This is a genomic window from Paenibacillus barcinonensis (assembly GCF_003217495.1).
Classification (GTDB): domain Bacteria; phylum Bacillota; class Bacilli; order Paenibacillales; family Paenibacillaceae; genus Paenibacillus; species Paenibacillus barcinonensis.
In genome coordinates this window covers 203,605-220,391 of record NZ_QJSW01000001.1, presented here as the reverse complement: position 1 = coordinate 220,391, position 16,787 = coordinate 203,605, and the positions used below count along the sequence as shown (strand labels likewise).

The 16,787-nt window shown below is 48.9% G+C and carries 13 protein-coding genes; 10 read left to right on the top strand and 3 right to left on the bottom strand.

Features of this window, described 5'->3' with window-relative positions:
* Window positions 1-153: 153 nt before the first annotated feature.
* The 4 genes from DFQ00_RS01025 (at window position 154) to DFQ00_RS01010 (ending at window position 5,761) form a co-directional block, all read left to right on the top strand.
* Window positions 154-612 (top strand): MarR family winged helix-turn-helix transcriptional regulator, encoded by a 459-nt coding sequence (locus DFQ00_RS01025; protein WP_110893283.1) that lies wholly within the window; start codon window positions 154-156, stop codon window positions 610-612.
* Entirely contained in the window at window positions 609-3,776 is a 3,168-nt protein-coding gene (locus DFQ00_RS01020; RefSeq protein ID WP_110893280.1) for an MMPL family transporter, read from the top strand. Before DFQ00_RS01025 ends, DFQ00_RS01020 begins: the two co-directional genes overlap by 4 nt.
* A 206-nt stretch (window positions 3,777-3,982) precedes the next feature.
* Window positions 3,983-4,609 carry a GDSL-type esterase/lipase family protein gene (locus DFQ00_RS01015; RefSeq protein ID WP_110893278.1) on the top strand — a complete coding sequence of 209 codons (627 nt, stop codon included), beginning with the start codon at window positions 3,983-3,985 and terminating at the stop codon, window positions 4,607-4,609.
* 210 nt (window positions 4,610-4,819) lie between these two features.
* Window positions 4,820-5,761, top strand: a complete 942-nt coding sequence (locus tag DFQ00_RS01010) for a phosphotransferase (protein ID WP_110893277.1) — start codon at window positions 4,820-4,822, stop codon at window positions 5,759-5,761.
* A 100-nt stretch (window positions 5,762-5,861) separates the two neighbouring features.
* Here the strand turns inward: DFQ00_RS01010 and DFQ00_RS01005 are convergent, their stop codons facing one another.
* A complete protein-coding gene (locus DFQ00_RS01005; RefSeq protein WP_174812287.1) occupies window positions 5,862-6,539 on the bottom strand; it encodes a tetratricopeptide repeat protein in 678 nt (225 codons plus the stop codon).
* Between the two features lie 88 nt (window positions 6,540-6,627).
* The gene (locus DFQ00_RS01000; RefSeq protein ID WP_208643736.1) at window positions 6,628-7,566 is read right to left on the bottom strand and encodes an AraC family transcriptional regulator; all 939 of its coding nucleotides are present in this window, start codon (window positions 7,564-7,566) and stop codon (window positions 6,628-6,630) included.
* Window positions 7,567-7,706: 140 nt separating this feature from the next.
* Here DFQ00_RS01000 and DFQ00_RS00995 point away from each other — a divergent pair, with 140 nt between their 5' ends.
* Both DFQ00_RS00995 and DFQ00_RS00990 read left to right on the top strand, forming a co-directional pair.
* Window positions 7,707-9,227, top strand: coding sequence for a tagaturonate reductase (locus tag DFQ00_RS00995; protein ID WP_110893273.1), 1,521 nt, complete (start codon window positions 7,707-7,709; stop codon window positions 9,225-9,227).
* The gene (locus tag DFQ00_RS00990; protein ID WP_279630380.1) at window positions 9,224-10,738 is read left to right on the top strand and encodes a UxaA family hydrolase; all 1,515 of its coding nucleotides are present in this window, start codon (window positions 9,224-9,226) and stop codon (window positions 10,736-10,738) included. The genes DFQ00_RS00995 and DFQ00_RS00990 overlap by 4 nt, the downstream gene beginning before the upstream one ends.
* Window positions 10,739-10,901: 163 nt before the next feature.
* On the opposite strand, the gene DFQ00_RS00985 is transcribed toward DFQ00_RS00990, so the two are convergent.
* Window positions 10,902-12,932, bottom strand: a complete 2,031-nt coding sequence (locus DFQ00_RS00985; protein WP_110893271.1) for a beta-galactosidase — start codon at window positions 12,930-12,932, stop codon at window positions 10,902-10,904.
* A gap of 150 nt (window positions 12,933-13,082) precedes the next feature.
* On the opposite strand from DFQ00_RS00985, the gene DFQ00_RS00980 reads away from it, so the two are divergent.
* The 4 genes from DFQ00_RS00980 to DFQ00_RS00965 all read left to right on the top strand — a co-directional run bounded on the left by DFQ00_RS00980 (window position 13,083) and on the right by DFQ00_RS00965 (window position 16,504).
* The gene (locus DFQ00_RS00980; RefSeq protein WP_110893269.1) at window positions 13,083-13,916 is read left to right on the top strand and encodes an AraC family transcriptional regulator; all 834 of its coding nucleotides are present in this window, start codon (window positions 13,083-13,085) and stop codon (window positions 13,914-13,916) included.
* Window positions 13,917-14,055: 139 nt separating this feature from the next.
* Window positions 14,056-14,844: an alpha/beta hydrolase gene (locus DFQ00_RS00975; RefSeq protein WP_110893267.1), complete on the top strand. Its 789-nt coding sequence runs from the start codon at window positions 14,056-14,058 to the stop codon at window positions 14,842-14,844.
* Window positions 14,845-14,934: 90 nt separating this feature from the next.
* Window positions 14,935-15,594: an SGNH/GDSL hydrolase family protein gene (locus DFQ00_RS00970; protein WP_110893265.1), complete on the top strand. Its 660-nt coding sequence runs from the start codon at window positions 14,935-14,937 to the stop codon at window positions 15,592-15,594.
* A gap of 16 nt (window positions 15,595-15,610) precedes the next feature.
* Window positions 15,611-16,504 (top strand): SMP-30/gluconolactonase/LRE family protein, encoded by an 894-nt coding sequence (locus DFQ00_RS00965; protein ID WP_110893262.1) that lies wholly within the window; start codon window positions 15,611-15,613, stop codon window positions 16,502-16,504.
* Window positions 16,505-16,787: the final 283 nt, after the last annotated feature.

Below are 16,787 nucleotides of genomic sequence, written 5' to 3'. Positions count from 1 at the left end.
GGACTTGGTGAATGTGCTGAGTCAGATGTCCTGTTTTATTTGTTTTTAAAATTGAAATATATAAAAGTATTGCTTTGTTACATAGTTTCATTATAGAATAGTTTCGTTGCTGAATAGTTCGTTATATGAACTAGTTTGGAAGGGAGGATATCAATGAGTGCCACGGATGCAAAAAGTTTGGTCAATCGTTATTTGGACGCCTGGTTTTTGGTGACCAAGCGATTTGATACTCAGATAAGGGAAAAGGTAGGCCAGACGGTCACAACGGATCAGTTCTGTGCATTGCGTCTTATTCATGAGAAACCTGCCTGTACGCCCTCCGATCTGGCAGAGCTTCTATGTGTAGGCAAGAGCAGCATCACTGCGCTGGTCAACAAGCTGGCAGACCGTAATCTGGTGCACCGTACAGGTGACGAGCGTGACCGTCGTGTCATCTATCTCACCTTGAGCGATGCGGGATTGAAGATTTACAAGGAGACAGAGCAAGAGATCAAGAACCTTCTGGAGCCTTATTTGAAGCATTTTAAACCAGAAGCCGTTCAAAATTTTATTGAATCATTTGAGAAGTTGGCAACGCTGCTAACACAAGAAGAAGGGCTGGAGAACCAATGAGAGCAATTTTGAAAGGACGCTGGTGGATCATGGGGCTGTGGATTGTCGCAGCTGCTGTGCTGATGTTCACCGCGCCGAATATGAGTGAGTTAATTCGTGAGAAGGGACAGTTTTCCGTTCCGGAGGGGTATTCTTCCACCAATGCTGCAGCAATTCTGGAAGAAGCTGCTGCTCAAAAAGGGGAACAGAAGGGAACTTCTGTCGCACTTGTATTTCATAATCCGGATGGACTCGGTACCACAGGCAAACAAGAGGCGGAGAAGGCGATCAAGCTGCTCGAGGCCGATAAGGAAAAGCTAGGTATTCTGTCGATTCTGGAGCCCTTTTCCCAGCCTGAACTGTCGGACAAAATGATTTCGGCTGATGGCAAAACTATTCTGACTTCACTCTCGATTGAGATGGGCGGACGCACCGTCAAGGAAATGCGCGAGGACCTGAATGGCGCACTGAAGTCAGTCAATGTTAAGCATTATCTTACAGGTAAAGGTCTGATTGACGAAGATACGATTGAGAGCTCTCAGGAAGGACTCAAGAAATCGGAATACATTACAGTTGTCTTCATTTTGCTTATTCTTTTCCTGGTATTCCGCTCGTTTGTAGCTCCGTTTGTACCGCTGCTTACGGTGGGCATCAGTTACATCGTATCCCAGCAGATTGTAGCATTCCTGGTAGACGCGGTGAACTTCCCGATATCCACATTTACACAGATCTTCATGGTTGCGGTCATGTTCGGGATTGGTACGGACTACTGTATTCTGCTGATCAGCCGGTTCAAGGAAGAACTGGCACATCATGAGAACACGTGGGATGCGATTATTGCTACATATCGCACCGCAGGTAAAACGGTATTTTTCTCGGCACTTGCGGTATTGGTTGGATTCGTGGCCATTGGTTTTGCGCAGTTTATGCTGTACCGCTCTGCGGTTGCTGTAGCTGTAGGTATAGCCGTGATGCTGATTGCACTGGTAACGATTGTACCCTTCTTCATGGCAGTGCTGGGAAGAAAGCTGTTCTGGCCATCGAAAGGTTCACTGGATCATCCAGAGAGCAAAATCTACGGTGCAGCAGGTAAATTTTCACTTAAACGTCCGTGGGCAGCCCTGCTGATTGTTGCAGCGGTTACTGTGCCTCTTCTTATGACGTACGATGGTAAATTGTCGTTTAATAGTCTGGATGAGATTGGCGACAAATATGATTCGGTTAAAGCATTTAACATTATTTCGGACAGCTTTGGTCCGGGTGAATCCCTTCCGGGTCAGATCGTCATTCAGAATGACGAAGCGATGGATAACGCCAAATATATGGCTGTAGCGGAGAAAATCAGCCGCGAAGTGGAGAAGGTTCCCGGTGTTGCGGGTGTAAGAAGTATGACACGCCCGACAGGGGATGAAATCAAGGATTTTGCAGTGACCAAACAGGTAGGTACGTTGTCTGATGGTCTGGGCGAGGGTAAGACAGGTCTGGACAAAATCAGTGATGGACTTAGCAAAGCAAGTAATGAATTAAGTAAAAACGAGCCTCAGCTCAAAGAAGCGGCGAACGGAGCTGGGGCGCTGACCAAGGGCACAAGCCAGCTTCAATCCGGCATTACACAGCTTAGCGATGGGCTGAAGCGGATTGAAAAAGGCATTCGGGATGGTTCATCGGGTGCAGGCGATCTGAAGGCGGGTCTTCAGCAGGCCAAATCCAGTGCAGAGCAGCTTGCAAAAGCCAATGACCAGTTGCTGCAGGCATATCGTCAAGCTGGAGCTGGTGTGGCCGCACTGGGCGATGGAACGAAGGAGCTGGAGCAGCAGTTGACCGGGATTTCCACAGCTTTGACAAGTCTGACAGAATCCTTCTCTGCTCTTGAGCAACGTTTCCCTGAGCTGCAGCAAGATGCTGATTATCAGCGCATCAAGGGTACGATTGGTCAAACCGGTTCAGGCACAGCGCAGCTTGCGCAGGGTCTGTCCCAGATTCAAAGCAATTTGAGTGCAGCAGCAGCCGGAATTAATCAAGCCAATGAAGGTTTTGCTACTGCAGCCTCCGGACAAAAGGCGCTGGCTGATGGTCTCGGTCAGATCGTGACAGGTATTGGTCAACTGGAGACAGGACTGAAACAGGCTGCTGATGGTCAAGGTAAAGTAATCAAGGAGATTCCTTCTATCCAGAACGGTCTGGGTCAGCTTCAGGGAGGACAGGAGAAGATCCAGAAAGGTTTCTCCGACCTGAGTGGTCAATTGACACAACTGACAGATGGTCTGAACCAAAGTGTAGACGGGATCAAGAAAGTATCAGGCGGCCTGGATTCTGCGCAAGATTATTTGTCGGAATTGCAAAATTCACCGGATTCGGAGCTTGCAGGCTGGTACGTTCCTGAGGAAGCCCTTGGCAACAAGGACTTCAAAAAGGTTTTTGATACGTATCTGTCCAAGGACCGCAAGACGATGACGATGGATGTCATTTTTGCAGAGAATCCGTATGGTAAAGCAGCGATTGACCGTGTGCCGGATATCGAAGCGGCGGTTAAACGTGCAGTTCAGGGCAGTGCGCTTGAAAAATCGGACGTAGCTATCGGCGGTGTGACGAGTACGTTTGCAGATTTGCAGTCGATCTCGAATAAGGACTACACACGCACCGTTATGCTGATGCTGGCAGGAACCTTCATTATTCTGGTGATCCTGCTTCGTTCCGTCATCATGCCGATTTATCTCATTATCTCGTTGTTGCTTGCATACTTCACATCCATGGCACTCACGGAGGCTGTCTTTGTGAACATTCTCGGCTATGCAGGAATCAGCTGGGTTACTCCATTCTTTGGCTTTGTTATGCTGATTGCGCTTGGTGTGGATTATAGCATCTTCCTCATGGATCGTTTCAATGAAAACAAAGGAATGCGCGCACAGGATGCGATATTGTACGCCATGAAAAACATGGGAACCGTCATCCTGTCCGCAGCGGTAATTCTAAGTGGAACATTTGCCGCGATGTACCCGTCAGGGGTGCTTTCGATGATGCAGATTGCTACGGTTGTGCTTAGTGGTTTGATTTTGTACTCACTGTTATTCCTGCCATTCTTCGTACCGGTTATGGTGAAGACGTTTGGGCGGGCGAACTGGTGGCCATTCCCGAACAAGGAAAATGCCGAATCTTCGGATTCCAATCATACTGTGGGGATGTAATATGCTGGACGAATAATATAGCTATATTGATGTTGAAGGAGGCTCTGGCGCATATTGCGGCAGAGCTTTTTTCTTCCTTTCAATTAACATGGCAAAGAGGGGTGTCTGCCTAAGGACATTATCCCGCGCTTTGGCATGCTGACTCTCATATGATATATGGCAGTTCTTTATAGAGCTGGCAGATCAACAGAGAGAGGGGCGACGGGATGGTATATCGTTATGTAGCTTTAGGAGACTCTTTGACTGTAGGTACGGGGGCGCTGCTTGGAACCGGGTTTGTGCCCATCTACCGGCGAATGGCCGAGATGAATCTTCGTACATTTGTATCGCTGGAAAATTTAGGGGTGAACGGGTTGACCTCCGGGGAACTGCTACAGATGATCCATAACCATCCCCGAATTCGTCAGGCGGTGCGCGAGGCAGACATCCTTACGATATCCATCGGCGGCAACGATCTGATTCGAACGTTTAAGGCAAGCGGCGGTGTGCCAAGTGCCGGGAAAATGACACAGATCCTGGGCGATACACGTCATCATGTATCTCTGATTATGAAACAAATTCGGCAGCTCAAAGGCAACGAAAATTATTTTGTCCGTTCGATTGGGTTATACAACCCGTATCCGCAATCTACAGAGGCTGCATACTGGGTTCGACAATACAACGCTTATCTGAATGGCGCAGGATCGGGCAATTATGCGTGTGCCCAGGTATATGACAAGTTCGAAGGGCGTGAGCGTGAGTTGTTGTTTTGGGACAGAGTGCATCCCAATGCGAGAGGATATCGTGTCATTGCAGAGCAATTGAACCGGACTGGATATAGTCCTTTTGTGTAGCGGAAATGTGGAGGTTACACAAGGCTAGACCTGTGATCGGAGTTCCGATATGATGAGAGGTATATTTCAAATCATCGGAACAGAGGGGTTACAAAGGTGTCTGACTTCCAGAACAAGGGTCTTTCTTTGACCGAACAGCAATTAATCTCTAACGTGTTGACCTTATACGGGATAACATCGGGGTGGCAGGGTAAGCGTAGTGAAGGGGGTATGAATAATTCCACCTTCATGCTTCATACAAATGGAGCAACTTATATGATGAGACAATATGAAACACATAATGACCAAGCCAAAATAGCCTTTGAACATGGCGTGCTTACTGCACTGCGGCATACGGATTTTAAATTGGATTCGCCTAGACCTGTTGTATCTGTCAAGAATCATAAGACGTATCAGGTGGTTCAGGCTGATGCTGAAGGCAGAACCAAAATAGTGACATTGTTTCACTATCTTGAAGGTGTCAATCCCTTATGGGAGCAAGCGGATCAGCTACTGCAATTGGGGCGTGCAGCCGGCCATTTATCTTCATCGCTCGCCAAGCTGGATCTGAAGTCCGAGCCGGTCTATCCACCATATTATCGGATTGATGAGGCCTATCCGCTCTGTTCACCGTCCAGGCTAATGGAGCTGTGTGCTTCGCCGCCGGAGACACTGACTGCTTGTGCTGCCCAACTGGCACAGCTACGGGAGGAACTTCCGGGTCTTTTTGAAGCATTGCGGGGCATGGATCAGTTGCCGCACCAGCTTGTACATGGAGATGTGAACGCCTCGAACGTGCTGGCTGATTCACAAGGACGCATCTGTGCAATTCTGGATTTCGAATTTGCCACATGGGATCTGCGAGTGATGGAGCTGGCGGTTCCGATGTCTGACATGCTGACAATGGACAAGAGTGAAGCCTGGATGTGGAAGGCGCAGGCCAGACTGGTTGAGGGATTCCGGGAAAAGGTGGAACTTACAGCTCAGGAGCTGAGAGCGATCCCTCACTTGATTCTGCTGCGGAGTCTGGACGTGGTGATGCATTTTATCAGCCGCATGATGGAAGGAACAGACGAGCCTCGAGTCGCTGTAGAGCAGATTGTGAAGCTGAAGCAGCGAATGGACTGGATGCGGCTGAACGAGCGGCAGTTACGAACACTGTTAACCGAATAATCATTATTAATAAAAGTGCACTGGTTCGCTGCGCCGTTAATGGGCAGGGGCCAGTGCATTTTGTATGTGTTCAAGTTTTGAGATATCGGATGTCAGGAAGTTATATCGTCATCTTACGGAACCAGCTGCGAACAGCCCAGCGCCGTTCCTGACGTTTCTTATATCTAGGTAAGGAACGATACACATTCAGGCATTGATCATAGGCCTGCTTGGTATCATCCATACGTCCCAGTGAACGATAGACGGAACCGAGCAGATAAAAGGCCTCGCTGGAGGAGGAGTGAATCTCCTGAAATTGCTGCACATAGTGAAGTGCTTTGTCGCGATCTGTATCCTTGAAAGCTGTTGCAAGAGTAAGATAAGGCTGCCCGTATTTTACTCTCGGGTTAATCTCCAGTGCGTGTAAAATATGACGTTCGCCTTCCGCTGTGTTTCCCAGATATAGCTCGGTTGTGCCTAACGCGTCCCAGTATTCCGCCGACTGCTCATAGGGACGCTCCAGTTCAAGCAAATAAGCATGTGCTTCACTGTAACGTTTACGTTCGATCAGCAATCGGGCGAGCTCCAGCTTGGAAGACACTTCGTTAGGGTTTAGCGCAAGCTGCTGCTTCAGTCGCGATATGTTCCGCATACGTTTCAGCGGCTTGGTGAAGCTTGGGAATACACCTACAAAGCGCCGGTCCAGAACATACAGAATGACGAGCAGAATGAGAATGGCAAGGAATGGATTGCCGATGATCTGCCAAAGCAGACCGAAAATAAGGAATTTAATAATCACAAATTCAACTCCAGTAACAATTTGATCGTTTTGCGTAAGCCTTGATTATCATACCATATATTACCTCCGAATAAAGTGTGAATGCATATTAACGATTACGAATCATCGCTCTCCGGTAGGCGGCAGGGGTCGTACCCGTCAGTTTTTTGAACTGTCTGTAAAAATGAGGAAGGCTCTCAAAGCCGCAGGCATCTGCAACCGCCGCCATCGTGGCATCCCCTTGCACAAGGTGTTCTTTCGCCATAATTACCCTGCGAGCTAACACGTAGTCCGTTAGCGTCATCCCGGTATAACGTTTGAAGGCACGGCTAAAGTGTGCAGGAGAAACCGCCGCTTGCTGCGCAAGCTCGGGTAAGGATAAGCCGCTTCTCAGTTTATGATCAATGTTGGACAGTGTAGATGAAAGCCAGGATGGAGCCGGGAGTGATGCTTTAGTATGAACCGGTCCGGCAACGGACTCTGCTTCCAGCCGTTCCAGAAAGATGAGCAGTAACTGTAGACGCAATTGTGCTGCGTGAGCACTCAGATGATGGTCTAGCTGGAATTCGGCATGAATGTCATCAATTAATGCAGACACTTGTGCACGCTCGTCTTTGTTAAGATGTCTCTTGTATACTCGCCGTTTACGGCAGCGCTCGAATGGATGCAGCAGCGCAGAGGACATGCCTCCGGCAGACGAAAACAGCAGTCCGGGGCTGAAAAACAGTGCTGACGAAGTGACGGGATTACCTGCATCCGGCAAAGCACGGTGCACCGTGCTACCTGGAATGAGGAAGAGATCACCCTCTTGCATCTCTTCAAGACCCGTATCAATAAAAATACTGCCTTGTCCCCGGTAGACATAAATAATTTCATGCCAGTCATGGAGGTGATCAGGCAGCTCATTTTGGGGGGATTTGGTGTCACTATAGACGAGCCGCAGGGGGATGCCAGAATCGGTCTGTATGGTAGTGCGTACAGGTGAGTGCTTCATAAAAATACTCCTTTTGGAGACAAATGTCTCTGGTGAGATATGAATTCTAGTCATGAAAGAGTACATTTAACGCAAAATAAGCAATTTAATTTCCTTTTATTGATGATACAATGAATTTAAAGCGTTTACAATAAAAGGATGACAGCTTTTGATGTGCATTCTGGGTTTACAAATAATCGGTGAGGTGAATGTCCATGTCTGCAAGCACGAAGCGGCCAAGGTTAAAGCTGCATTTGCTCGGCAATGATAGTCAGCGCAAATGTAAAGAAATGATGGAACGTCCCGTCAAGGTATTGCAGATCGGGGAAGGGAATTTTTTACGAGGTTTCGCAGACTGGATGCTGCATGAGAGCGCAAGGCAGGGCAAGTTTCATGGCAGTGTAGCTGTGACGCAGCCGCGGCCCGGCGGGAAGGCCAAGCTGGAGCAAATTCGTGATCAGGATGGATTATATACGATGATTACGCGTGGGCTGTCGGATGGGAAGCGTGTAGAGCGTACAGAAATGGTGTCTGTTTTTTCACAATATATTAATCCATACGAGGAATGGCAGACGTTTCTGGAGCTGGCGGAGCTGCCGTCGCTTGAGTTTGTCATCTCGAATACAACCGAATCCGGGTTGAAATATTTCGCGTCTGACTATGTCCCAGGTGAGCCGGTACAGTCCTTTCCTGGTAAATTGACGGTTTTCCTGCATCAGAGATATGTACGATTTGGTGGAGATCCGACGCGAGGTCTGATCCATCTCCCATGTGAGCTGCTGGAGGGCAATGGAGATGTATTGCGGAGCTGCGTGCTTCGTCACAGTGAGGATTTCGGATATTCCGACAGCTTCCGTTCGTGGATCGAGCATCATAATTTGTTCCTGAACAATCTGGTGGATCGCATTGTGACGGGTGCACCGACACAGAAGGAAGCAGAGGAGCTTGCAGATCGCTGGGGATACGAGGACCAGTTAATTAATACGGCAGAGCCTTATCACTTCTGGGCGATCCAGGGTGAGGAGTCATTGGACAAGAGGCTTCCGCTCAAGCAGGCTGGGCTAAACGTGCACTGGGTCAAAGATTTGAAGCCTTATCAGCTGCGGAAGGTCCGCATTCTGAACGGTTCACATACGCTCATGTCCTCCCTTGGCTTGCTTCGGGGCAAGCAGCATGTCAGAGAAACGATGGAAGACCCACAGTTCAGCTCATGGATCAGGGAGGCGGTGCTCGAAGAGATCGTGCCTGCCCTGGATATGCCCGAGCTTGGACTTGAGCAGTATGCAGAAGAAGTGTTCGAGCGCTTCCTGAATCCCTATATTGATCACAAGCTGCAGGACATTGCCTTAAATACCGTTGGCAAAATCAAGGTGCGTGTGTTGCCGACTCTTCTGGCTTATGAACAAAATCAGGGAAGCTGGCCTGAACGGTTGGTGCAGGGCTTATCGGGCTTCCTGTACTTGTATCGTCCGATTCAAACAGAGGACGGATACAAGGCTCGGCTGTTGAATGGTGAGATGATTTCCTTGCGGGATGATCCTGATGTGCTCAAGGCGCTGGCTGCTCACTGGAACGGGTATGACAGTCTGAGTGGCACAGCGACAACTGAACTGGAGAACAGGGTTGCTGCCGTATTGTCTGATGCAGGAGTCTGGGGAGAGAATTTGAATGAAAAAGAAGGGCTGCGTGCAGCGCTTGTGCATGAAATCGGTAAACTGGAAGGTGAAGCGAAATGAGTACGACCACGACAATGAATGACTGGATTGCAATCCAGCCGCAGGATGATGTCATCATAGCACTTCGGGACTATGTGAAGGGAGAACAAATTGTTCTGCCGGACGGTGTAGCATTTGCTCTGCTGCACGATGTGCCCAAAGGACATAAAATTGCAGTACATGACCTCGCACAAGGTGCGGATGTAATGAAATACGGCTTTTCCATCGGTATCGCCCAGGAGCCGATTATGCAGGGCAGCTGGATACACAGCCACAATCTGAAGACAGGGCTGCACGGACTGCTTGAGTACGAATATCAGCCTGGACAAAAAGCCCCTATGGATATGCCGCCTGAGCATCTGCGCTCCTTCGATGGGTATTTGCGCCCGAATGGCGAAGCGGGGATTCGCAATGAGATCTGGATTGTAAATACCGTTGGATGTATCAACAAGGTGTGTGAAGCCCTGGCCCGTATGGGGCAGGCCCAGTTTGGCAGCCGTATTGACGGTGTGTACCATTTTCCACATCCATTCGGATGTTCCCAGCTTGGAGATGACTTGAAATACACCCAGCAGCTGTTAGCCTCACTTGTGGAGCATCCGAATGCCGGAGGTGTGCTTGTCATCGGTCTGGGATGCGAAAATAACCAAGTGGATCAGTTCCGCGAATGTATTGCTTCTGAATATCGGGAGAAGGTACGTTTTCTTAAAGCGCAGGAGACCGAGGATGAGCTTGAGGAGGGACTGCGTTTAATGGAAGAGCTGGTCGAGATGGCCGAGCAAGAGCAACGTCAGCCGCTGCCGCTAAGTAAACTCAAAATTGGTCTGAAATGCGGGGGATCGGACGGGTTATCCGGGATTACAGCGAATCCGCTCGTAGGTTCTGTTGCTGATCTGCTCGTTGCTGCCGGAGGAACGGCAATTTTGACAGAGGTACCCGAGATGTTTGGAGCGGAGACGATTCTGATGAATCGTGCAGCGGATGAGCATGTGTTTAATGATCTGGTAGACCTGGTAAATGGCTTCAAGCAATACTTTGTGAATCATGGTCAGAACATCTATGAAAATCCTTCACCGGGCAATAAGGCAGGCGGTATTACAACATTGGAAGAGAAATCACTCGGCTGTACGCAAAAGGGAGGACGCTCCTCGGTCGTCGATGTATTAAGATACGGTAAACGAGTGACCAAAACCGGTCTGAACATTGTAGAGGCACCGGGCAATGACCTGGTTTCGGTGACGGCATTATCTGCAGCGGGAGCGCATATTGTGCTCTTTACAACAGGCCGCGGCACACCTTTTGGTGGTCCAGTACCTACACTGAAAATTGCGACACAATCTGATCTGGCGAAACGCAAAAAACATTGGATCGACTTTAACGCAGGCCAGCTGCTCGAAGGCCAATCCATGGATGAGGTCAAGCTGCAATTATTCACTCAGATTATTGACATTGCTTCAGGGCGTGCGAATACACTCAGTGAGCAGCATGGTTTCCGCGAGATTGCTATCTTCAAGGACGGAGTTATTCTGTAAATGAATAGTTCAACTTTATAGCAATGATGACGATTATAATAAATCAAACCAACAACCGGATTGTCTGCATACAAGCAGACATCCGGTTGTTGGTTTGTTCAGGCCAAAAGCATTGGTGTCGAACACAGCCAGCAAAATCACCATATTCTTCATAAACCGTTTGTTAAGTGGTCCATTCCAATATGTGCACGCCGCGTGCCTCGATTTCAGTAGGGCCTGTATAATGTTGGCCTGTTAACAGCTCACGCACTTTAGCTTCGCCCAGATCATAGGATTGTGCAGACGAATTATGATTCATGACAAACAGATAGGAGCTGCCGCTTTTGGTGCGGGCGCTCACCTCTACACCTTGCGGGGTTTCCAGCAAAGGTTGTATATGTTTGGCTGCTGTCAGCTCACCCAGCAAACCGTCAAGGAACATGTCATCCGGGTCTGTGGCTACATACCAGGCTTCTCCTTGACCATATACGTTGCGGGTAAGCGCAGGCATACCTTTATAGAAGTCTTCTCCATACTCGGCAATAACATCGGCACCTTCGCTATGTAACAGGTCGCAGAGCATGCCACATTCATAAGCCCCAGTAAGTGTACCGAAGGATTCTTTCATTACGATGCTGTTTTTCTGTTCAGGCAATAGCGCATCAATCTCCTCAACCCAGATGCCGAGCAGGCTTCGCAGCTCGCCTGGATAACCGCCTGTGGTCACGAGATCATGCTCGTTAACGATGCCGCTGAAGAAGGTGGTGAGGAAAGTGCCGCCATCAGCAACAAACTGTTCCAGCTTGGCAGCGAAGCCTGGTTTAACCATATAAAGCACAGGGGCAAGCACCAAATCATAGCTGCTAATATCCGTGTCCACACTTACGATATCCACTTGAATGTTTCGACGGAAGAAGGCTGCATAATATTTGTGAATTTGCTCGACATAGTTCAACGCGATCGTTGGCCCGCTTGATTTCTCAATGGCCCACCAGTTATCCCAGTCAAATACGATGGCGACCTTGGACTGCACTGTCGCATCGAGCGTAGTATCGCCAAGGCGTTGCAATTCCCCGCCCAGCTGCGCTACTTCGCGGAACACTCGTGTATTTTCATGTCCGGCATGCTCGATAACAGCGCCATGATATTTCTCGCAGGCCCCGATTGAGCGACGCAGTTGAAAGAACATAACGGTATCCGCGCCATGTGCGATGGACTGATAACTCCACAATCGCATAACACCTGGACGTTTCAGCGAATTGTAAGGCTGCCAATTCTGCTGGCTTGGTGTCTGTTCCATCAGCATGAACGGCTGACCATCCTTGAGTCCACGCATGAGATCATGTGCCATTGCAGTATAGCTGACCGGTGTAGCAAGACCCGGATAACTGTCCCAAGAGACGATGTCCATATATTTGGCCCATTTGAAGTAGTCCAGCTGTTTGAAAAAGCCCATCAAGTTGGTTGTGACCACGGCGTCAGGAATATGCTTTTTGATGGCATTGTACTCCAGCAGATAACATTCAAGCAGGCTGTCCGAGTTAAACCGGGAGTAATCCAGCGAGATGCCTTGGAACGAGGAGCTGTTGTGTCCCCAATGCTCGCTCAGATTGCTCGGAAGCACAATTTCGTCCCAATCATAGAACGTATGCCCCCAGAAGTTGGTGTTCCACGCTTTATTCAGCTGTTCAATGGACGTATAACGTTTCTTGAGATACACGCGGAATGCCTTCTCACAATTCTCACAGTAACACTCGCCGCCGTATTCGTTGGAGATATGCCACACGAGCACAGCGTCATGATCCTTGTAACGGGCTGCCAGCTTGTCTGCGATGATCTCGGAGTATTTGCGATAGGTTGGACTATTCGGACAGGAGTTGTGCCGACCGCCGAATTTTCGTTTGCGACCGTCCGCATCTACACGTAGCACGTCCGGGTAATTTTTAGCCATCCATGCCGGATGAGCGGCTGTGCTTGTGGCAAGGCAGATGTATACCCCGTTTTGGTGCAGTCGATCAATCAATTGATCCAGATCCTCAAAGTTGTAGGTTACTTCATCAGGCTGAATAAGCGCCCACGAAAAAACGTTAATGGTAGCGATATCAATTCCTGCCAGCTTAAACATACGCAGGTCCTCCAGATGGGTCGCATGGTCCCATTGTTCAGGGTTGTAGTCCCCTCCATAGAACATTTTGGGCAGTTTGCTGCTAATCAACACACTCACCTCTTGTATAAGAATAATTCTATACTATATGATGCATATAACTTTTAAAATATAACAAAAGTGATAACCTATATAAGAATATGGAACTCTATTTTACTATATTGAGCTTGTAATTACGGTTCAGTTCAAGGAGGCTGTTGTATGCTCATTTCGCCCCGACATCAACGTTATTTTATGACACCACGGGATCAGTCGCTACCGCTGTATATCGAGAGCATCGGGTATAACGGAAATCAGGAGAAAGTCTACAGACCCGCAGGTTACCCGTATTATCACTGGCTGCAAACGGTGAAGGGAGCAGGTGAACTCAAGCTGGCCGGAGTTTCGGCAATGCTCGGGGAAAACGCGGGTATTCTGCTTCCGCCAAATCTGCCGCATGAGTACGTCCGTGTTCAGAAGGAGTGGGAGACGATCTACATTACCTTTGGCGGATCGCAGTGTGCTGCAATTGTCGATTCACTTGGTCTGGGTGAGCCTGCTTTCCAGCAGTGGGACATGGACAGTGTTCTGAATCATCATGCCAGGCATGTGCTGGATTCTATCGGAAGTGACCACGATTTATCGGGGCTTGAAGCGTCGGCTGACATGTACCGTTTTTTGATTTTGCTCAAAAAACATGGTATGACTGGCAATCGCTCCTCGATCTCGCAGGCAGTAGCCAGGCTGGCTCCGCTTCTCGCATTTATGGAGCAGCATTATCATGATCCCGACATTGGACTGGAGCAGATGGCATGCATTACCGGAATTTCATCGAGACATCTGAATACGCTGTTCAAGCAGTCTTTTGGCATGACGGCCTACAGTTACTTTATTTTGCTACGGATACGCAAATCCAAAGAGATGCTGACAGGCAGCAGAGCTTTGACGATCAGGGAGATCGCTATTCGGGCCGGATTTCGGGATGCCAGCCATTTTGTCGCCACCTTTCGCCGAATGGAGGGGGTTACACCCGAACAGTTTCGCAACTTGTATTAATTAAAGCAGGAGGAATGAAAAGATGTGCTGGAAGGTATTGATGCTTTATCCCGTTACCGTTATGATGGTATCGAATCCTGATAACGAAAACGATTAAACGGATATATTTCCATGCTAACGAGAAAGGATGAGCCATCTCATGAGTTCAATTATTCCTTTGTGGGATCAGGCAGCACCGCATGCGGCTGCAGGTCATGAAGACGAAATGCCACATCTGATTCCTTTTATTCAACCTGGTTCCGAGAGCGCTGTCATTGTGTGTCCCGGAGGCGGCTACGGTCATCTGGCAGACCATGAGGGTGCACCTATTGCTGAGCTGTTGAATCGCGCAGGTATCAGTGCATTTGTACTGAAATATCGCGTCGCCCCTCATCAGCATCCTGCTCCCAAGGCCGACGGTCAGCGTGCAATCCGTTATGTGAGAGCGCATGCGGAGCACTATGGCATTCATCCGTCCAAAATCGCTGTCTTAGGTTTCTCGGCAGGAGGACATTTAACAGCCACATTAGGCACCCAATATGATGCTGGGCACCCGGATCACGAGGACTTTATCGAGCGGCAGAGTTCACGTCCAGATCGTGTAATTCTATGTTATCCAGTGATTACAATGGAGTCATATGGACATTCCGGTTCAAGAATAAATCTGTTGGGCGAAGCTGCGTCACAGGAGCAGATTCAGGCCTTTAGTGCAGAGCAGCAGGTCAAGGCAGATGCTCCTGAAGCATTCATCTGGCATACAAGTAATGATCAGGCTGTCCCTGTAGAGAACAGCTTGCGTTACGCGCTCGCTTTGGGTCAACACGGAATTGCGTATGATCTGCACGTATTTGAGAAAGGGCCGCACGGTTTAGGCTTGGCTGAGAACGATGATACGGTTCGAGTATGGTCTGACCTGTGCCTGACATGGCTTAAAAATCAAGGCTGGTAACGGCAGAAACCTGGAGAGGTATGGAAAAGTAAGCATGCCGCTCTAATTAGGTACTCATGGATTTCATATTAAACGAAGGAGAGCTGGTCTATGAAATTGCATAAGCATGACAAGCTTCTATTCATTGGTGATTCCATTACCGATTGTGGACGTGCACATCCTGTAGGGGAGGAAAGTTCAGGGCTGGGCCACGGATATGTCGCACAGGTGTATGCCTTGTTACGCTCTATTTATCCCGAACTGATGCTGCGGGTACAAAATGTGGGTAATAGCGGGAATACAGTCCGTGATCTGAAGCAGCGCTGGGAGCGCGATGTGCTGGAGCTGAAGCCGGACTGGCTGACCATCATGATTGGTATTAACGATGTGTGGCGTCAGTTTGATCATCCGCTGGCAGAATCACATGTGTTTCTGGACGAATACGAGGCCACACTGCGTGAACTGGCGGCATCCGTTCGCCCGAGGCTGAAGGGGCTTGTGCTCATGACACCATATTATCTTGAAGCAAATCCCGAGGATCCGATGCGGGCTACGATGGATGTTTATGGAGCAGCTGTTCGCAGAGTAGCATCGGAATATGATGCTCTGCTTGTAGACACCCAGGCCGCTTTTGCACCATTCTGGGATCACTATTATACATCGGTGCTGACACATGACAGAGTGCACCCGGATGCCACAGGTCATATGGTATTGAGCAAAGCTTTTCTGGATGTGATTGGATTTGAATGGTCTGGTAATAAGAAATCCTAAAATAAGGAGTGCTGATATGAATAAAGTAACTGTAGTCGTGGATACCCCTGCATTATTAGGAGAAGGACCAAGCTGGGATGCAGAAAATAACCGTTTGTTATGGGTGGATATCGAAGGGTTCAAGGTGCATGCATTCGATCCGGCGACGGGTCAGGATCAGGTCTATGACGTGGGTGAGCACGTCGGGGCTGTCGTTCCGTATCGCGGCAGTGAAGTGATTGTTGCGCTTCACACCGGATTTTATACATATGATCTGCTAACAGGCGCACGTCAAGCAATTGCCGACCCGGAACAGGATAAAACGACCAATCGGTTTAATGATGGGAAGTGTGATGCGAATGGACGGTTCTGGGCGGGTACAATGAGCCTGAATAACGAGCAAAAGGCCGGATCGTTATACTGTCTGGAGGAAGGACAGCCTGTACGTACAATGGTGCAGCAGGTGTCTACGTCGAATGGGCTCGGCTGGAGCCCGGACCGTCAGTTTATGTATTATATTGATACCCCAACACGTTCTGTGGATCGTTTTAATTTTGATCTGACTTCAGGCACAATCTCGGATCGGACCAGCATTATCTCTGTTCCTGAAGAAATGGGATTCCCGGATGGCATGACTGTGGATGCTGAAGGCATGTTATGGGTTGCGCACTGGGGTGGGGGGAGAGTTACTCGCTGGAACCCGGAGACCTCAGAGCTTCTACAGCAGATTGAAGTACCCGCGGATCAGGTGACCTCCTGTTGTTTTGGCGGACAAGATCTGGAGGAACTCTATATAACTACTGCACGGATCGGGATCAAGGAAGAGCGGCTGCTGGAAACGCCGCAAGCAGGTTCACTTTTCGTTGTGAAGCCGGGTGTGAAAGGGCAGGCAACCCATGCGTATGGGCAAAAAGGCCAGGAAGTCTGCTGAACAACATATGATGTCGGGTGCTGCGAAGGCAGCACCTTTTTTGCGTTTCGAAGCCAGGATGAGGGAGCAAAAATATTTTTGAAATGTCGCCTTGAAAGAAAGGTAAAAAACGTTTTCTATCGAATGTTAATTATTGATGTATAAACTATTTTATGGATTTATTTTCAGATGTTTTGTAAGCGCTTAACATCAATGTGAAGGGAGGTGATATTTCCGCATAAGCAGCTTTTCTATGGATTCGTCTGGAACGCATCATCATCAGGATGAGACAGCTGGGATAGAC